General features: G+C 31.1%; 15 protein-coding genes and 1 pseudogene. 8 read left to right on the forward strand and 8 right to left on the reverse strand.

Annotated elements, in window-relative coordinates:
• Positions 1–3 precede the first annotated feature (3 nt).
• The 5 genes and pseudogenes from gcvH (at position 4) to Q4517_RS01200 (ending at position 2,986) form a co-directional block, all read left to right on the forward strand.
• Positions 4–384 (forward strand): glycine cleavage system protein GcvH, encoded by a 381-nt coding sequence (gene gcvH / locus Q4517_RS01180; protein WP_303505293.1) that lies wholly within the window; start codon positions 4–6, stop codon positions 382–384.
• Complete coding sequence (locus Q4517_RS01185) at positions 350–730, forward strand: VanZ family protein (RefSeq protein ID WP_303505296.1); 381 nt, start codon at positions 350–352, stop codon at positions 728–730. The genes gcvH and Q4517_RS01185 overlap by 35 nt, the downstream gene beginning before the upstream one ends.
• Before the next feature lie 63 nt (positions 731–793).
• The gene (locus Q4517_RS01190) at positions 794–1,516 is read left to right on the forward strand and encodes an energy transducer TonB (RefSeq protein ID WP_303505298.1); all 723 of its coding nucleotides are present in this window, start codon (positions 794–796) and stop codon (positions 1,514–1,516) included.
• A 107-nt stretch (positions 1,517–1,623) separates the two neighbouring features.
• The gene (locus Q4517_RS01195; protein ID WP_303505300.1) at positions 1,624–2,367 is read left to right on the forward strand and encodes an energy transducer TonB; all 744 of its coding nucleotides are present in this window, start codon (positions 1,624–1,626) and stop codon (positions 2,365–2,367) included.
• Positions 2,368–2,415: 48 nt separating this feature from the next.
• Positions 2,416–2,986, forward strand: a pseudogene (locus tag Q4517_RS01200) (DapH/DapD/GlmU-related protein).
• Between the two features lie 124 nt (positions 2,987–3,110).
• Here the strand turns inward: Q4517_RS01200 and Q4517_RS01205 are convergent.
• Genes Q4517_RS01205 through Q4517_RS01230 form a run of 6 tightly spaced genes read right to left on the reverse strand, consistent with a single transcriptional unit; the run spans position 3,111 to position 10,098 of the window.
• The gene (locus Q4517_RS01205) at positions 3,111–4,463 is read right to left on the reverse strand and encodes a mannosyltransferase (protein WP_303505302.1); all 1,353 of its coding nucleotides are present in this window, start codon (positions 4,461–4,463) and stop codon (positions 3,111–3,113) included.
• Positions 4,464–5,954 carry a cellulose synthase family protein gene (locus tag Q4517_RS01210; RefSeq protein ID WP_303505304.1) on the reverse strand — a complete coding sequence of 497 codons (1,491 nt, stop codon included), beginning with the start codon at positions 5,952–5,954 and terminating at the stop codon, positions 4,464–4,466.
• Positions 5,954–6,661, reverse strand: a complete 708-nt coding sequence (locus Q4517_RS01215) for a glycosyltransferase family 2 protein (protein WP_303505306.1) — start codon at positions 6,659–6,661, stop codon at positions 5,954–5,956. The genes Q4517_RS01210 and Q4517_RS01215 overlap by 1 nt, the downstream gene beginning before the upstream one ends.
• Positions 6,662–6,664: 3 nt before the next feature.
• Entirely contained in the window at positions 6,665–7,141 is a 477-nt protein-coding gene (locus tag Q4517_RS01220; protein WP_303505308.1) for a toxin-antitoxin system YwqK family antitoxin, read from the reverse strand.
• The gene (locus Q4517_RS01225; protein WP_303505311.1) at positions 7,131–8,753 is read right to left on the reverse strand and encodes a 4Fe-4S binding protein; all 1,623 of its coding nucleotides are present in this window, start codon (positions 8,751–8,753) and stop codon (positions 7,131–7,133) included. Before Q4517_RS01225 ends, Q4517_RS01220 begins: the two co-directional genes overlap by 11 nt.
• A gap of 1 nt (position 8,754) precedes the next feature.
• Complete coding sequence (locus Q4517_RS01230; RefSeq protein ID WP_303505313.1) at positions 8,755–10,098, reverse strand: NAD(P)/FAD-dependent oxidoreductase; 1,344 nt, start codon at positions 10,096–10,098, stop codon at positions 8,755–8,757.
• Positions 10,099–10,238: 140 nt separating this feature from the next.
• Between Q4517_RS01230 and Q4517_RS01235 the strand changes: the two genes are divergently transcribed.
• From Q4517_RS01235 to Q4517_RS01245, 3 genes are read left to right on the forward strand one after another with little or no spacing between them, the layout of a single operon-like run.
• Entirely contained in the window at positions 10,239–11,108 is an 870-nt protein-coding gene (locus Q4517_RS01235) for a hypothetical protein (RefSeq protein WP_303505315.1), read from the forward strand.
• A gap of 21 nt (positions 11,109–11,129) precedes the next feature.
• The gene (locus tag Q4517_RS01240; RefSeq protein WP_303505317.1) at positions 11,130–12,137 is read left to right on the forward strand and encodes a glycoside hydrolase family 113; all 1,008 of its coding nucleotides are present in this window, start codon (positions 11,130–11,132) and stop codon (positions 12,135–12,137) included.
• Complete coding sequence (locus tag Q4517_RS01245) at positions 12,121–13,419, forward strand: POTRA domain-containing protein (RefSeq protein ID WP_303505319.1); 1,299 nt, start codon at positions 12,121–12,123, stop codon at positions 13,417–13,419. Before Q4517_RS01240 ends, Q4517_RS01245 begins: the two co-directional genes overlap by 17 nt.
• A 110-nt stretch (positions 13,420–13,529) precedes the next feature.
• Here the strand turns inward: Q4517_RS01245 and Q4517_RS01250 are convergent, their stop codons facing one another.
• A complete protein-coding gene (locus Q4517_RS01250; RefSeq protein ID WP_303505321.1) occupies positions 13,530–15,623 on the reverse strand; it encodes a S46 family peptidase in 2,094 nt (697 codons plus the stop codon).
• Between the two features lie 90 nt (positions 15,624–15,713).
• Positions 15,714–16,598: a sterol desaturase family protein gene (locus Q4517_RS01255; protein WP_303505323.1), complete on the reverse strand. Its 885-nt coding sequence runs from the start codon at positions 16,596–16,598 to the stop codon at positions 15,714–15,716.
• Positions 16,599–16,625: the final 27 nt, after the last annotated feature.

The following is a 16,625-nucleotide window of genomic DNA, read 5'->3' on the forward strand; positions in this document are numbered from 1 at the left end:
ACAATGAACATTCCATCAGAATTAAAGTACACCAAAGACCACGAGTGGGTTAAAGTAGAAAATGGTGTAGCAACTATTGGTATTACTGATTTTGCACAAGGAGAGTTAGGAGATATCGTATATGTTGATGTAGATACATTAGATGAGGAATTAGACGCTGAAGAAGTTTTCGGTTCAGTAGAAGCAGTAAAAACAGTTTCAGATCTTTTTATGCCCTTATCAGGAGAAGTAGTAGAATTTAACGAAGCATTAGAAGACGAACCAGAATTAGTAAATTCAGATCCTTATGGAAATGGATGGATGATAAAGGTAAAATTATCAGACGATTCACAAGTAGCAAACTTATTAAGTGCTGAAGCATATAAAGAACTTATTAAAGCATAAACTTATAATTATAATAGCAATACTAATAACCATAAGTATTGCTATTATTAGTTTAATCAAACTAGGAAAAGCACCTATACAAATTAACCATTTAGATAAGTTAGAACATGCTTTCGCTTATTTTGTGTTAAGTTTGGTATGGTTATTAGCTTTAAGAACAACAAAAATTAATAAATATATTATAGTTTTTTGTTGTTTTTTTTACGGCATAATTATTGAGACTCTACAAGTTACAACTACGTCATATAGATCAGGAGAGATTTTAGATATATTAGCAAACACGACGGGTATTTTAATAGCTTTCATTGTTTATAACTCTTTTTTTAAGAAAAATAAAGCTATTTAAAGATTAAGCTTGTAAAAGTTGAAATAAATTAATTAAATTAGCGAACTATTAAAAACATTTAGGATGGAAATCAAGAAAAATCCAAAATCAAACTTAGAGAACTATAGTAAACTATTTATGCAAATAGGTTTGGTTTTAGCTTTATTTGTAACGTATGTTGCTATTGAATATAAAACATATGATAAAGAGTATGGAGAGTTAGGTATGGCTAATATGGCTTCTGAAATTGAAGAAGAAACTATTGAGCTTCAAATTGAGCCACCAAAGCCAAAACCAAATACACCTCCACCACCAGCTCCTGAAAAAATTGAAGTAGTAGAAGACGAGGAAGAAATAGAAGAAACAGTTATAGAATCTACTGAAACAGATGAATCTGAAGAAATCATAGTTGAAGACATTCAAGAGGTTGAAGAGGCTGAAGAAGTAGTAGAAGATGTACCTTTCGCTATTATTGAAGAAGTTCCTGTATTTCCAGGCTGTAGTGGAACTAAGGCTCAAAAGAAGGCATGTTTAAATAAAAAATTACAAAGACATATTCAACGTAATTTTAATGCTGAACTAGCAAATGAGTTAGGTTTATCTCCAGGGAAGAAAAGAATCTATGTTCAATTTAAAATTGACAAAGATGGTTCTATTACAAATGTAGCGGCTAGAGCTCCGCATCCAAGATTAAAGAAGGAAGCAGAAAGAGTTGCTAGAAAGATACCTAAAATGAAACCTGGTAGACAAAGAGGTAGAGCAGTAAGAGTAGGTTATACATTACCAATTACATTTAATGTAGAATAGTAACAACCACTTAATAAAATAAAAAAAGAGCAATCCAATTCGGATTGCTCTTTTTTATTGGCACGCTTCTTGTTTTTAACAAAGCATTAACATAAAAATATAGTACTATGAAAGCACCTAAGAAACATGCTAAAAAGCAATTAGAAAAATTCTCAACTATTTTTACTCAATTAGGCTTAGTGTTAACGCTGTTTGTAGTTTTTCTTGTTTTAGAACACGAAACAGCGAAAGACGCAGCAATAGTTGAACCTACTAATGCACAGGTTTATGAGAAAGTTTACACTTTTAATACCCCTATTATTATAAAAAAAGAAGTAAAAGAAATTGAAAAACCAAAGAAAAAGCAAGTAATTAAGGAGGTGTTTAAACCTGAAGTGATAGATAATGATACGGAAGTTACTACTGTAATAGACTTGCCTATAGAAGAAACGCCAATTGATGTTGATCAAATCCCTGAGTCAGAAGAAATAGAAACTATAAAAGATAGTGACGACCCGGTATCAATTAATAACGTACAAAACACTCCTGTTTTTAAAGGTTGTGAAGGATTATCAGAAGAAGAAAATATAAAATGCTTTGAAAGAAAAATACAACAACACATACAACGTAATTTTAACTTAGAACTAGCACAAGAAGTAGGGTTAAGCTCAGGAAAGTATAAAATAATAACTCAGTTTATAATTGATAAAAAAGGAGACGTAGTTGATGTTAAAATTAGAGCTCCACATTTTAAACTAAAAAATGAAACTGATAGGGTTGTAAACAAAATACCAAAGTTTACTCCAGGAAAACAGAATAATAAAGAAGTAAAAGTAAAATACACGTTACCAATTACTTTTAAAGTAGAATAAAAAGTAAAAACTCAACCAACTGGTTGAGTTTTTTTACTTTTGTTACATATGGATACAAATAAAACGTTTTTTGCGCACGAACCAGCAGTTATTGATGACGGTTGTAAAATTGTAAAAGGAATCAAAATATGGCACTTTAGTCATATTATGTCAAATTGTACTATTGGAGATGGTTGTAATATTGGGCAAAACGTCGTGGTATCATCTCAAGTTGTTTTAGGAAATAATGTAAAGGTTCAAAACAACGTTTCTATATATAGGGGTGTTATATGTGAAGATGATGTGTTTTTAGGACCTTCAATGGTTTTTACTAATGTAATTAATCCTCGTAGTGCAATTAAAAGACAAAATGAATACTTAAGTACTGTTGTGAAAAAAGGAGCAAGTATTGGGGCTAATGCAACAATTATATGCAGTAATAATATTAGAGAATATGCTTTTATAGGAGCAGGAGCTGTAGTAACCATAGAGGTACAACCTTGTTGGAAATCCATCAAAACAAATAGGTTGGATTAGTGAATACGGACATCGTTTAACTTTTAATAATGAAGGCTTAGCTACTTGTCCAGAAAGAGGCGAAAAATATGTATTGAAAAACAATGAGTTAAGAAAATTTTAAGTTAAAGTTTAAAAAAAGTAAATATTTTTTGAAAAAAATATTTGTGAAAATAAAAATCTTATTTATATTTGAACGGTGGTTTAAAAACCACTTTCTTTTTCTTTTTCATAGCAATTTTTCCCACTCAATTTTGAGTGGGTTTTCTTTTTACAAAAACTTCCCATATAAAGTAACTGTATAGAATAATATACTCTAAAGTAATTAACCAAAGATTTTCTTTCCAAGGAGAATTAGCATACGCCTGATAGCTTAGAATAACGACTAAACTCCACAAAACAGCATAACGATATTGAGCAAAAACAGATAAAATTAAAAGCGTTGCTATATACCAAGGATGCATTGTTGTTGTTAAAAAGTAGTAGAATGATAAAGTAAATAACATACTTGCAGTTAGCTGTTTTGCAGACTTGTTTTTTTTAAAAAAAGTAAGAATTAATAAAAAACAAACGGTAAGAATAGGAATTGTCTTACCAATAATAGCAATCTCATTATAGCCTCTAAATAGATAACCAATTTTTCTAGCTAAATAGTAAAAACTAGCATTAAACTCAAAGTTTCTAAACCATAAACCAACAGAGTTAGTGTAGTTTGAAATTAATTCTGGAGAGTAAAAAGGAAGAAAAAGTAGAACAATTGTAAGAACCACAGTTCCATAAAAGAATGCTAATTTTTTGAATCCTCTAAGGAGTGAAAAATCATTTTTTACAAACCATTGAAAAAATAAAGGTAAAAAGAGTAAAGGAATCAGTTTTACAGAAACAGAACAAGCCAGTAGTATAGCTGCTAAAAACCATTTCTGTTTATGTAGTGTATAAATACTCCAAACCAGAAAGAATAACATAACAGGTTCAAAATGTAAATTTCCAGTCAATTCAATTATTACAAATGGATTTAAAATATATAAAAAGATATTTTTAATAGGTAATTGTAATCTTTCTAAGAGCTTCTTTCCGAAATATAAAATACCGATGTCAGCTAAGATAATTAGTACTCGCATTACAATTACACTTCCAATAATACTGTTTTTTGCAAAGATAGCAGCTATTAAAAAGCATAACTGATTAATTGGAGGGTAGTTGGTGTAATGACTTCCGTTTAAGGCTCCCATTCCTTGATACAGCTCAGTAGCTTGGTTTATAGGATAACTGTGTTGCTCAATAAATGTTTGAGGCAATGATAAATAAGGGTTTAATCCTTCTGAAATCATACGTCCATCCCAAATAAACCGATAAAAATCTTGTGATAAATTCGGAATAGCAAAAAAGAAAATCAATCGAAATAAAATAGCAATCCCAGCTAAATAGGTAAACGATAATTCTTTATTCCGTAAAAGAGCAAAATAACAAGTAAATAGGCTAATCCAGAGAAAAAGTAACTTGTTAAATTCGGTGCGTTCAATTGTATAAGCAAATAGAAAATAGAGCACTACACTAACTAAGGTTAGTATAATTGAGCTATATTTTTTTAAAAAAAACATTTAAGCTTTTGAGAAAATCGATTTAAAAAACACGTATCCAAAACCAACAAATAACATTAGGTGAAAAGGAAATAAACCAAAATCTCCTCCTTGATCTCCAACAATAAAAGCACTATACATTCCAAAAGCAAAATAAAGCGCTAACAATCCTTCTATAATTACATGTAAAGAAGGTCTTTTACGAATGTATTTATTGTTCTTCCAACTATCTTTTAATGACTTAATATTGAATTTAGGAGTTCTTACAAATTCACTTTTTTTACCTAAATGACCTTCTAAAACAGCAATTGTATTGTGTAAAGAAAAGCCCATAGCAATAGAGAAAAAAGCGAAAAAGGCACCAATATATTTGATGAAGTTCCAGAAACCTCCTCCATAAGTCCTTTTATACATAAACCAGTAGCAGATAAAGAAAATAAAGGTACTTACAATAAAAAAACTCATGACTAAAAAGTAAATTTTTAAATGAGCATATTCATTTTTAATATACAACATAGGTATACTTAAAACAGCGACTAAAAAGATGCAAGTAAACATTGAACTATTTAGTAAATGTAGCGTTCCATGAAGTTTTGTTTTAAAGGGAATAGTAGGACTTGTAATAATTCTCTTCAACATTTTTTGAAAATTCTCTGCACCTCCTTTGTTCCATCTAAATTGTTGTGAACGAGCAGCGCTAATAACTACTGGTAATTCAGCAGGAGTAACAACATTTTCTAAATATTTGAATTTCCAATTCTTTAATTGTGCACGGTAGCTTAAATCTAAGTCTTCTGTTAAAGTATCTCCCTCCCAGTTTCCAGCATCGTAAATACATTCTTTGCGCCATATACCAGCAGTACCATTAAAGTTTATAAAATGTCCTTGACTATTTCTACCTACTTGTTCTAACGTAAAATGAGCATCTAAAGCAAACGCTTGAATTTTTGTTAAAGTTGAATAATTTCTATTAATATGCCCCCAACGAGTTTGAACTACGCCTATTTCAGGATTTTTAAAATACGGAACAGTCTCAAGTAACCAGTTCTCCTTAGGTAAAAAGTCAGCATCAAAAATAGCAATAAACTCACCTTTGGCAGTTTTAAGTCCTTCCTTTAATGCGCCAGCCTTAAATCCTTGACGGTTTTCACGTCTAATATGTTGAATGTCTAAGCCTGTTTTTTGAAGCTCTTTAATTTGTTTAGCTGTGCTCTCAACTGATTCATCGGTAGAATCATCTAATACTTGAATTTCTAACTTTTCGCGTGGATATTCTAATTGAGCAATATTGTGTAATAAACGCTCCATTACATATAGCTCATTATAAACAGGAAGCTGTATGGTTACATACGGAACTTTGTTAATGTCAGATAAATCTAATTTGGGTGTGCTTTCCTTTTTTTTCTGAGCTTTTAAGTAATTTATAAGCAGGTTTAACTGTGCTATAGCGTATAGCAATATAAGTGCTAATGATATGGTGTATAGCGTAATTATTATGTATTCTAAAACCATTATTTAAAACTATATTTAAAGATCCAACCTAAAATTTTTACGCCGGCTAATATACTACCTTTTACAGTTCCTGAAACTTTTGAAACTCCAATTCTATTTCTGTATTTCATAGGGATTTCTGTATACGTTAATTTTTGTTTTAAAGCTTTTAGTTGCATTTCTACTGTCCAACCATACGTTTTATCTTCCATGTTTAAAGCAAGTAATTTATCATACTTAATAGCTCTAAAAGGACCTAAGTCGGTAAAAGTTGCTCCAAAAAATAATTTCATTAAAAAGGTTGCTAGCCAATTACCAAAAACTTGTTGAGGAGTCATAGACCCCTTTTCACGTAGTTGCTGCACACGAGCACCAATTACAAAATCAATGTTATCTTTTATTATTGGAGCAACAAGCTCAGTAAGTTGTTCAGGGTAATCAGAATAATCTCCGTCTAAAAAAACAACTATATCTGGTTTGTTGTTTGAATTTCTGATAGAAGTTGAAGCTATATACTCCATTCCTTTCAAGCAAGCGTAACCGTAGCCTTTTCTATCTTCCATAAGTACAGTAGCTCCTGCATTTTTAGCATTGATTTCTGTATTATCTGTTGAATTATTACTAATAACAATTACCTCGTCTACAATGGAAGGAATGTCATTAATTACATGGACAATAGAATCTTGCTCATTATATGCAGGAATAATAACTTTTATAAGTGGATTCATTAATTATTTTAAGTCGTTGAAATTATTTTCTTTTGCAAAAGAAGACAAATTATTCCATTCTTTTAACTTCAGTCCTTCTTTAAACTTTATCGCTTTTGTTAACTTATGTTTTTTGTATAACAAACAATATCCGTTTTTTTTATTGTTTTTGATTTGACATTTTTGATAAATATCTCCTTTATTATTGTAAAAGACCCACCATTTGTTTGGTAATCCATTAATAAAGTGTCCTTCCTTTTTTTTAAAAGAGTTTTCATAATAAAAAAGCCAATACTTAACAGGAAGGTTGTTTTTGAAACTACCTTCTTTTTTAATGTTTCCATTTTTATAATAAAAAATCCAATAATCGGTTTTTTTATTATTTTCAAGCCAGCCTTCTTCTTTTAGTGTTCCTTCTTTATAAAATGATTTATGATATGTTTTTTGCCCAACTAAATAGAAAGTAATAAAAAAGCATAGTATGAAAACATTACTTTTCATTCACTAATTTCATTAAATCAACATCGTTACCTAATAAAATCTCTGTTGGGTTGATACGTCCTTTTTCCGGACCATTTTCCAACTTTAATACTCCACGAGGACATACTGCTGAACAAATTCCGCATCCAACACAACTTGCACGAACAATATTTTCTCCTTTTTGGGCATATGAACGTACATCAATACCTTGCTCACAATACGTAGAACAATTTCCACAAGAAATACATTGTCCGCCATTGGTAGTAATTCTAAATCGAGATTTAAAACGTTGTACAATTCCTAAATAAGCGGCTAACGGACAGCCAAAACGACACCAAACACGGTTTCCAAAAATTGGATAAAATCCTGTGCCAATAACTCCTGCAAACCAAGCTCCTATTAAAAAGCTGTAGGTATCTTTTATCCATTGGGAGTTGATTCCAAGGAAAGATTGTGCACCAGTAAAGTAACAGTATAACGTTACAACAGTCATTATTAACGAAAACACTAAGACACTATGTATTAACCAGCGCTCTAGCTTCCATGCATTCATACTTTTGTTCGAATGCTGGCGATATGGGTCACCTAAAGTTTCAGCTAAACCACCACAACCACAAACCCAAGAGCAATACCATCTCTTTCCGAAGAAATATACCATTACAGGTACAATAACTAAAGTAAGTACAATACCCCAAACTAAAATGAATAAGCCTATAGCTCCACTATTTCTTAAACTATCTAAATTCCATTCAAAAAAGAAATCATAGTCTAACGGAAAAGCATTTTTAAAATCATACCCAGGCATATTTAAACTGGTCATTATTTCTGGGATAAGAAAAGCAAATACAATTTGAAAGAATAATACAGAAGTTGTTCTAATGACTTGATATTTATTGTGTCTGTATTTTATATACATTCTTACTCCCATTGTAAGCATAATAACACAGTATAAAAAACCATATACAAACCATTGGCTAGCTTCTCCACCGTTTAAAAATTTACTGATAGGGTCTAATATAAAAGTCCAATTAACCACATAATCAGGAAAAAAATAAAGCAACAAGTAAAAAACAACTAAGTAAATTAAAACTAACCAAGCTATCCATCCTCGGTTTGTACTAGCTTCTAAATAAATACCATTATTCTTTATTCCTTTTGGACCGAGTAAAATAAAATTAGGAAGTATAAATAACAACGCTCCCAAAATACCTAAACCAAAAGTAAGTAACCATAACATACCTGAATTGTTTTTAACAAAACCATTTCCAGCTTTTTTAGCCAATTCATAACTCAACGTATGGGGTTTACCGTAGATTAAATATTGGTATTGTTCTCCTTTTTTATCCCAATTTTTTTCAGCATCGTATTTAGTAATTAAAGTATTGTAATGATTGTTAGATGCTTCATAAGCATTTCTAACTCGGCTAGAAAACTCAAAAATATTCAAGCTTTCATCAGTAATAATAGCTTTACTGAGTTCCTCTTTTATGATTTCGCTTTTATATCCTTTTTCAGTAATAAATGAGTCTAGTTCTGATTGATTTAAATTAAAAGAACCCGTAAAAATTACTCCTGAAAAAATGATTAACCCTATTAAGAATAGAAGTAGACCTGCTTGTTTTATTATTTTCATCCTAAACTCTGCTGAAAATTCGCTTCCAGCTTTTCTTTTTTAATTGAATATTGGTGTTGTTTTCTTTGTTGAATTTTGCCACAATTTCTGACTCATGAAGTTTGTAAAATTCAGGGTCGAAGTTGGCATCTGCTAAACGCTCTAAAACATAGTTTACAGATTGCTTTTCATTCAAAGCCTTGTCAAAAAATTCATGACGCATACGTATACCTAATGTATTTATACCTATAAATTTTTGTGTGTGTTTATCATAATTAATTCGGATACATTTTTTGCCATTTTCGTGCTCCCAGTAAAAATGGGTTTCATTTTCTTTAGGCTGCGTCCATACCCAACCATAAGTTTGATATTCAATATCAATAAATTTTGCAGAATTAAACCAATGACCTGGTTTGTATTCAATTCGGTTGCCACAAATAGTTTGCGCAACAGTTTCCCCCATCATTCTACCAGTATACCAAACAGCTTCAATAGGACGACGTAAACCAATGGCTTCATGTTGTTCTGCACAATCTCCAATTGCATACACATCTTTGATATTGGTTTCTAAAAAACGATTGACTTTAACACCCCTACCAAGTTCAATTTCCGAATCTTTTAAAAAGTCAACGTTAGGAGAAACACCAGCGGTCAAACCAACAACATTACAAGGTATTTCTTCTCCAGTTTCTTCAATTATTACAGATTTTACCTGTCCGTTTTCATCCGATTTGATTTCTTTTAAGTTTGCACTTAAACGTAAATCGATATGATTTTCTAAAATTTCACGGTTTATCATGGCAGATTCTTCCTTGGGTAACACTTTGTCCCAAAAACTATTTTCACGAACTAAAAAAGTAACAGGAATATTTCTGCTATGAAGCATTTCGGCAAGTTCAATTCCAATTAAACCTCCACCAACAATAACAGCTCTTTTACATACTTTGTTGTTTGGAGCATATTGTTCAAGAGCCTCTAAATCTTGTTTATGATACATTCCCATAACACCTTTTAAGTCTTGTCCAGGCCAACCAAACTTGTTAGGTTTAGAGCCAGTGGCTATAATTAACTTATCGTAAGACAGTTTTTCTCCAGTGCTAAAGACTATTTCTTTTTCTGATGAATGTACTTTTGAAATAAAACCTTTTTTGAGATCAATATTGTTTTTTTTCCAAAACCAAGATTCATAAGGTTGTGTATGTTCAAATTTCATGTGTCCCATGTACACATACATTAAAGCGGTTCTTGAAAAGAACTCATCTGTTTCAGAAGAAATAATGGTAATTTTTTTATCTGATAATTTTCTGATATGCCTTGCGGCTGTAACTCCAGAAATTCCATTACCAATAATAACAACGTGCTCCATAAATGTTGATTTGCTGTTTAGGTCGTTGCTAAAGTTAAGAACTTAATAAAGGAATTAAATTTAGAATGGTTTTAAATAATGAAGCCTTGTAAGAGAAATTTTTTTAGGGCGACTTATGATTTATATAAAAAATTAACTTTATGAAAAGACAATTAGTAAGTTTTTCAATTTTATTGTTTTTTGTAGCGCAAATTTCAAATGCTCAAGATGATAAAGTAGAAAAATCAAATATTCAAACATATACACCATCTAGGCTTTTAAATAATAGTCAGTGGGATATTAAATGGTTTAATAACCTATATACTGAAACAAAATTTGCTGATGCAGATGGTAATACCAAATCGAAAGCAAGAGAGAATTATTTTACTTCAACGTTGGAGGCTTTCACTGGAATTTCTAAAAATAACCGTATTAACGTAGGAGCAATTGTAGAGTTTCGTTCTAACACTATTGGTGGTCGCCAAGCGTTATCAGTTTTTAATTTAAAAGATAACAGAAGTACTGAAAGAAAAGGAATTACATCAATTGCACCAGCAATTAAGTTTCAACCATTAAAAAATGTTGGAAACTTTTCTGTTCAATCAGCAATACATATTCCTTTAGTGAGTAATGAAATAGAAAATGGTGTCTTTTTAGATCAAACAGCATGGACTTTTCAGAATCGATTCTTTTATGACTATACTTTTTCTAGTGGAAAATGGCAGTTATTTACAGAGTTAAATACGGAGTACAATTTTGGTGATGAGGATAGCTTTGCGAACAATACTTTTTTGTTAACTCCTGGTGTTTTCTTTAGTTATTTTCCCAACGAAAAGTCTACCGTATTAGTGTTTTCTCAACATTCACAAAGATTTGGAGATTTTACACAAGATTATACAGCTTTAGGTTTGGGAGGAAAATATCAATTAACTAGTGTCTTAAACTTGGAGGTATTGTACAGTAATTTTGTTAGAGGAAACAACAATGGGCTAGGACAAAGTTTTAATGTAGGATTACGAGCATTATTTTAAAAATAGTAAATTAGAGGAGTAATGAAAACTCTAAAACTCCTTTTTATAAGCTGTATTTTTTTGGTAAGCTCTTGTACGAGTCAATCAAAAAAGATAAACGGTGTTAGTTTTGTTGCTTCTTCAAAAAAGGTAACTAGTAAACATATTAATGATGTAAAAAAGGTATCAGCAAATTATGTAACGTTGATGCCTTTTGCTTTTGTTAAAAGCTTGTCTTCTCCAAATGTAATTTATGACTCCAAAAAGCAATGGTTTGGAGAGACAAAAGAAGGTGTGAAACAATATGCCAAAGAGTTTCAACAAAGTAAGATAAAGATTATGTTGAAACCACAAATTTGGGTTTGGAATGGTGTGTATACAGGAGCTATAAAAATGGATTCTGAAGCTAAATGGAGAGAACTAGAGAAATCTTATGAAGACTTTATCCTTGCTTTTGCCAAAGTAGCTGAAGAAATTAATGCAGAAATTTTTTGTATTGGAACAGAATTGGAACATTTTGTAAAAAACAGATCAGAATACTGGAAAAAACTTATTAAAAAAATTAGAAAAGTATATTCGGGAAAATTGACTTACGCAGCAAATTGGGATGAATTTAAGCGAATATACTTTTGGGAAGATTTAGACTTTATAGGAATTGATGCTTATTTTCCGTTAAGTGATCAAAAATTTCCAAGTATAACAGACATAGAAAGAGGATGGCAACCGCACAAAAATGAAGTTATTCAGGTACAAAGTAAGTTTAATAAGCCTGTTTTATTTACCGAGTATGGATACAGAAGTGTTAATTTTACAGGGAAAGAACCATGGAATTCAGATAGAATAGAAGGAGGAGTTAATTTAGAAAATCAACAAAAAGCATTACAAGCTCTGTATAATCAGTTTTGGAAAGAAGATTGGTTTGCTGGTGGTTTTGTTTGGAAATGGTTTCATAATCATAAAGAAGTTGGAGGGGAAGATAACAATAGGTTTACACCTCAAAACAAACCAGCAGAATTGACTATAAAAAAGATGTATGAAAGTAGTAGGTAAGAAGTATGATAAGCAACACTTGTTTCTTCTAAAAACAATAATTTTTGCAGTGTTTTGGTCGTCTGTAAATAGCTATTCACAAGAAAAAAGAATAGAAAAAATTACTTTTTCAGGAGTTAAAAAAACTAAAATACATGTTTTACAAAAAATACTCAGTTCAACAGAAAGTCAAGTTTTTGACTCAATTGTGTTAAGTGAAGATATGATTCGCTTAAAACGCTTACCAGCAATTTCTAATGCAAACTTTCAAACATCTTGTGCTGATAACAAATGTGATGTTGTTGTAACGGTAGAAGAGAATTTTACCATAATTCCAGAAGTCAATTTTCATAAAACTATTAATCAGAAGCTAGCTTACAGAATAGGAGTAGGTGAGTATAACTTTTTGGGTAGGAATATAAGCTTAGGAGGGTTTTATCAATATAATGGTTTTGATTCTTATGGAATTAACTTTAGGGCGCCTACGTTATTTTCAGCAAAATGGGGAGTGTCATTAAATCATCAAAACTGGATAAGTGAAGAACCACTTTATTTTGGTAGTGAATCAGCCAATTATAAGTATCAGAATATTTCTTATGAAGCTTTGGCTTTATACCAACACAATTTTAAAAATCAGCTACAGCTTGGAATTAACTTTTTTAAGGAAAAGTATCATTACTTAAACGGAAGTACTTCTTCTGAGGTTCCGACTGAGCTTAATGTTGATAAAAAGTTATTAAAGCTAATTTACACTTTTGATAATTTAGATTATAATTATCAATACATCAACGGGTTTAAAAATGAGTTTCACGGACAATACGTGACTTCAGAAAATAAATACCAAGACGATTTTTTAATTTTTTGGAATGACTTTTTTTACTTCAAAAGGCTAGGAAAAAAAGGAAATTGGGCAAATAGGTTACGTGTTGGTTTGTCATCTAATGATGATACTCCATTCGCCCCATTTGCTTTGGATAATAATTTGAATTTAAGAGGCGTTGGTATTTTAGTTGATCGTGGTACTGGGAGTATTGTGTGCAATACCGAATATAGGCATACGCTGTATGAAAAAAAATGGTTTGTTATTCAGAGTAATGTGTTTGTAGATGCCGGAACATGGCGTAATCCAGGAGGAAGTTTTGATGATTTTATCAATAGTGATAATATGAAAGTTTATTCAGGTATAGGTTTACGTTTCATTAATAAAAAAATACTTAATGCAATTTTTAGAATTGATTATGGACATGGGCTTACAAAGAATGCATCAAAAGGATTTGTGTTTGGAATAGGTCAATATTTTTAATCCCAGATAGCCAAAGTTCAACCTCGAATGAGTTGTTTATTTGCATAAAAAAAACGAGGTTGTGAAATATAAACCTCGTTTTTTAAGCTATTCTTATGTAGAAAAATGTATTATTTTTTCTTTGGGTGTACTAACTTCATTTCTTCAATTAAGTGTTTTGCTCCTGCATATTTATCAACAATAAATAATACATAGCGAACATCAACCATAATATTTCTACAAATTTCAGGATCGTAATTCATATCACTCATTGTTCCTTCCCAAACACGGTCGAAGTTTAAACCAATTAAGTTTCCGTGAGCATCAATAGCAGGACTACCAGAGTTACCACCCGTGGTATGATTGGTTCCTAAGAAACAAACAGGAACTTTTCCATTTTTATCAGTGTATTGTCCAAAATCTTTAGCGTCGTATAAATCGCGTAACTTTTGAGGTACATCAAACTCATAATCACCAGGAACGTATTTCTCAATAACTCCATCTAAATAACTTACAGGATTGTAGTATACAGCATCTCTAGGAGAGTATCCACGAACTTGACCATAAGTAACACGTAAAGTACTGTTAGCATCAGGAAAATAGCGTGCATTTGGTAATGCTTCCATTAATGCTTTCATGTATGTTTTTTGTAACGCTGTAATTGGTTGGTTTTTCTGTTGAAATTCAGGATTGATTTTTGTGTAAAACTCTTCAATCATAGGCTTTGCATATTGGTAAGCAGCATCTTTTTTTAAGTTTTTAACCACCTTTTTAGCATCACCTTCTAATAATTGTAAGGCTTTGTCTAAATTAGTAAAACTAGTTTTATCGTAAATAGAAGCATCTACATTAGTAGGATTGTATAAAGGCATCACATTTTTAAATACACCTTTATCTACATTTACATCAAAGTTTTTGTGAACTCCTTTAATTCTATTGATTAATGAAGTTTTGGCTTCTTCAAATTTTTCAGGTTTGTTTAAGGCTACTTGTTCTAATTGATATGCTCTAAAAGTCATTTGCATCAACTCATTAGTTACTAAGAAAACTTCAATAAAATTTCTTCTTTTAATGTTGATGCTTGAAAAATCAGCATATAATTTTTCAAACTCAGGAAGAATATTTCCGTAGGTTTTTTCTAACCCTTTTTCTTTTAGTGCTTTTTTGAAGGTAGCTTCAAAAGCTTGACGCTCTGCAATAGCGTTACTTTTTTTAATTCCTAAATTTTCACCAATCCATTTTTTCCAAGCATTTGCAATACGTGCTTGTTTTGAAGCATATTTAATACGAACAGCATCACTAGCTTTCATTTGTGCATCAATTTCTTTTAATGCAGCTTCACGAATAGTTATGTTACTCGGGTTAAACTCTTGTGTAATATGTTTAATAGCAACAGCAGGTAAATATTCATTAGTACGACCTGGGAAACCAAAAACCATAGTAAAATCACCTTCTTTAATTCCATCTAAAGAAACTGGTAAAAAGTGTTTTGGTTTGTAAGGAACGTTGTCTTTACTGTATTTAGCAGGACGATTGTTTTTATCAGCATAAATTCTAAATAATGAAAAATCTCCTGTATGACGTGGAAAAACCCAGTTATCGGTATCACTACCAAATTTTCCAATACTACTTGGTGGTGCACCTACTAAACGAACGTCTTCAAATTTTTCAGTAACAAATAAGAAATATTGGTTTCCTTTATAAAAAGGCTTCACCTTAATATTTTGCCAAGTTTCTTTTTTTGCTGATTTAGTAATTTCATTGATGTTTTTATCAATGGTCGATTGTTTTTCACGTTCAGTCATAGTATTAGTAACCCCATTCAATGCTTTGGTAGTTACATCATCAATACGAACAATAAACTCAACATATAAGCCTTCATTAGGCAATTCTTCTTTTTTACTCATTGCCCAAAAACCATCTTTTAGATAATCATTTTCTAAAGAAGAGTGCGATTGAATTTGTCCGAAACCACAGTGGTGATTGGTTAAAATTAATCCTTCAGGAGAAATTACTTCGCTAGTACAACCTCCGTTAAAATGCCCAATAGCATCTTTTAAACTTGAGTTATTTACATCGTAAATGTCTTTTGCGGTTAATTTACTTCCTAAAGAAGTCATTTCTTGTTCGTTCATTCCTTCTAAAAGTGAAGGAATCCACATACCACCTTGTTGTGCAGTAACCTGAACGACAATAAATAAGAATAGAATTTTTATATACTTCATCTGTTTATTTTTAAAAAGCTAAAGATACGAATTGGCAGCAAAACAGCTAATTGAAAGTATGAAGTAATAGGTTAAAAAAGACTTAAAATGTTATTTTTTTCCTATTGGATATATTTCTTGGTGAATAAAATCTTTAGGGAATTTTTCATCCCCGTCAAAACCTAGCTCAATATCACGCCCATTGTAAGGAATGTAGTTAGTTTTAAAAATATAATCCCATATACTTAGCGTAATTCCAAAGTTTACTCCCATTTTTCTGTCTTCAGGAAGCTCTTTTGCATGATGCCAAATATGCATTCTTGGATTGTTCAGAATATATTTTAACCAACCGTAATCCCAGTTAATATTGGCATGATTAAGGTGACCAATAGTAATGTTGAAAAAATGAACAATAGCAACGTCTTGTGCTGTAAATCCGCCCATAATAGCAAGCGGAATATACTTCATAGAGTTGTATACCACAGGTTCCATCCAATGATAACGAAGGTGTGCTGCAAATCCCATTTGTTTTACGGAATGATGTACTTTGTGAAAGTTCCATAAAAATTCATAACGATGGAGTAAAGTGTGTGTAAACCACTGCACAAAATCAATACTAATAAAAAAAACTACAATTCTTGCCCAATAAGGAAAGGAGTTAATATCGAATAGTTGAAAGCTAGCAACCGATAATCCAACAAGACCAAGAATATCATTAAATAATTGTTCTGCCGTGTTTGATAGAGCTATAAGTACAATAAGATTTAATAAAAAGAAATTGAAAAACATGTAAAAAGTATCCAGCCAAAAATCTTTACGGAATAAAGGTTGATTTTTTCGCCAAGGAAAGATAATTTCTAACCCCCAAACAATAAGAGAAATTAGAATTAAACCATAAAAATAATTATCCCAGTTTAACTCCATAAGTACTGACTGCTTAATGTAATTCAAGTAACCAGTGTATGAGTTTTTTATAATGTTTGTGTAGGTATCCATAAAGAAACTAAAAGTAGCAATTACAAA

Origin of the sequence: Tenacibaculum sp. 1_MG-2023, from assembly GCF_030547425.1 — a bacterium.
In the GTDB taxonomy this organism is placed as follows: domain Bacteria; phylum Bacteroidota; class Bacteroidia; order Flavobacteriales; family Flavobacteriaceae; genus Polaribacter.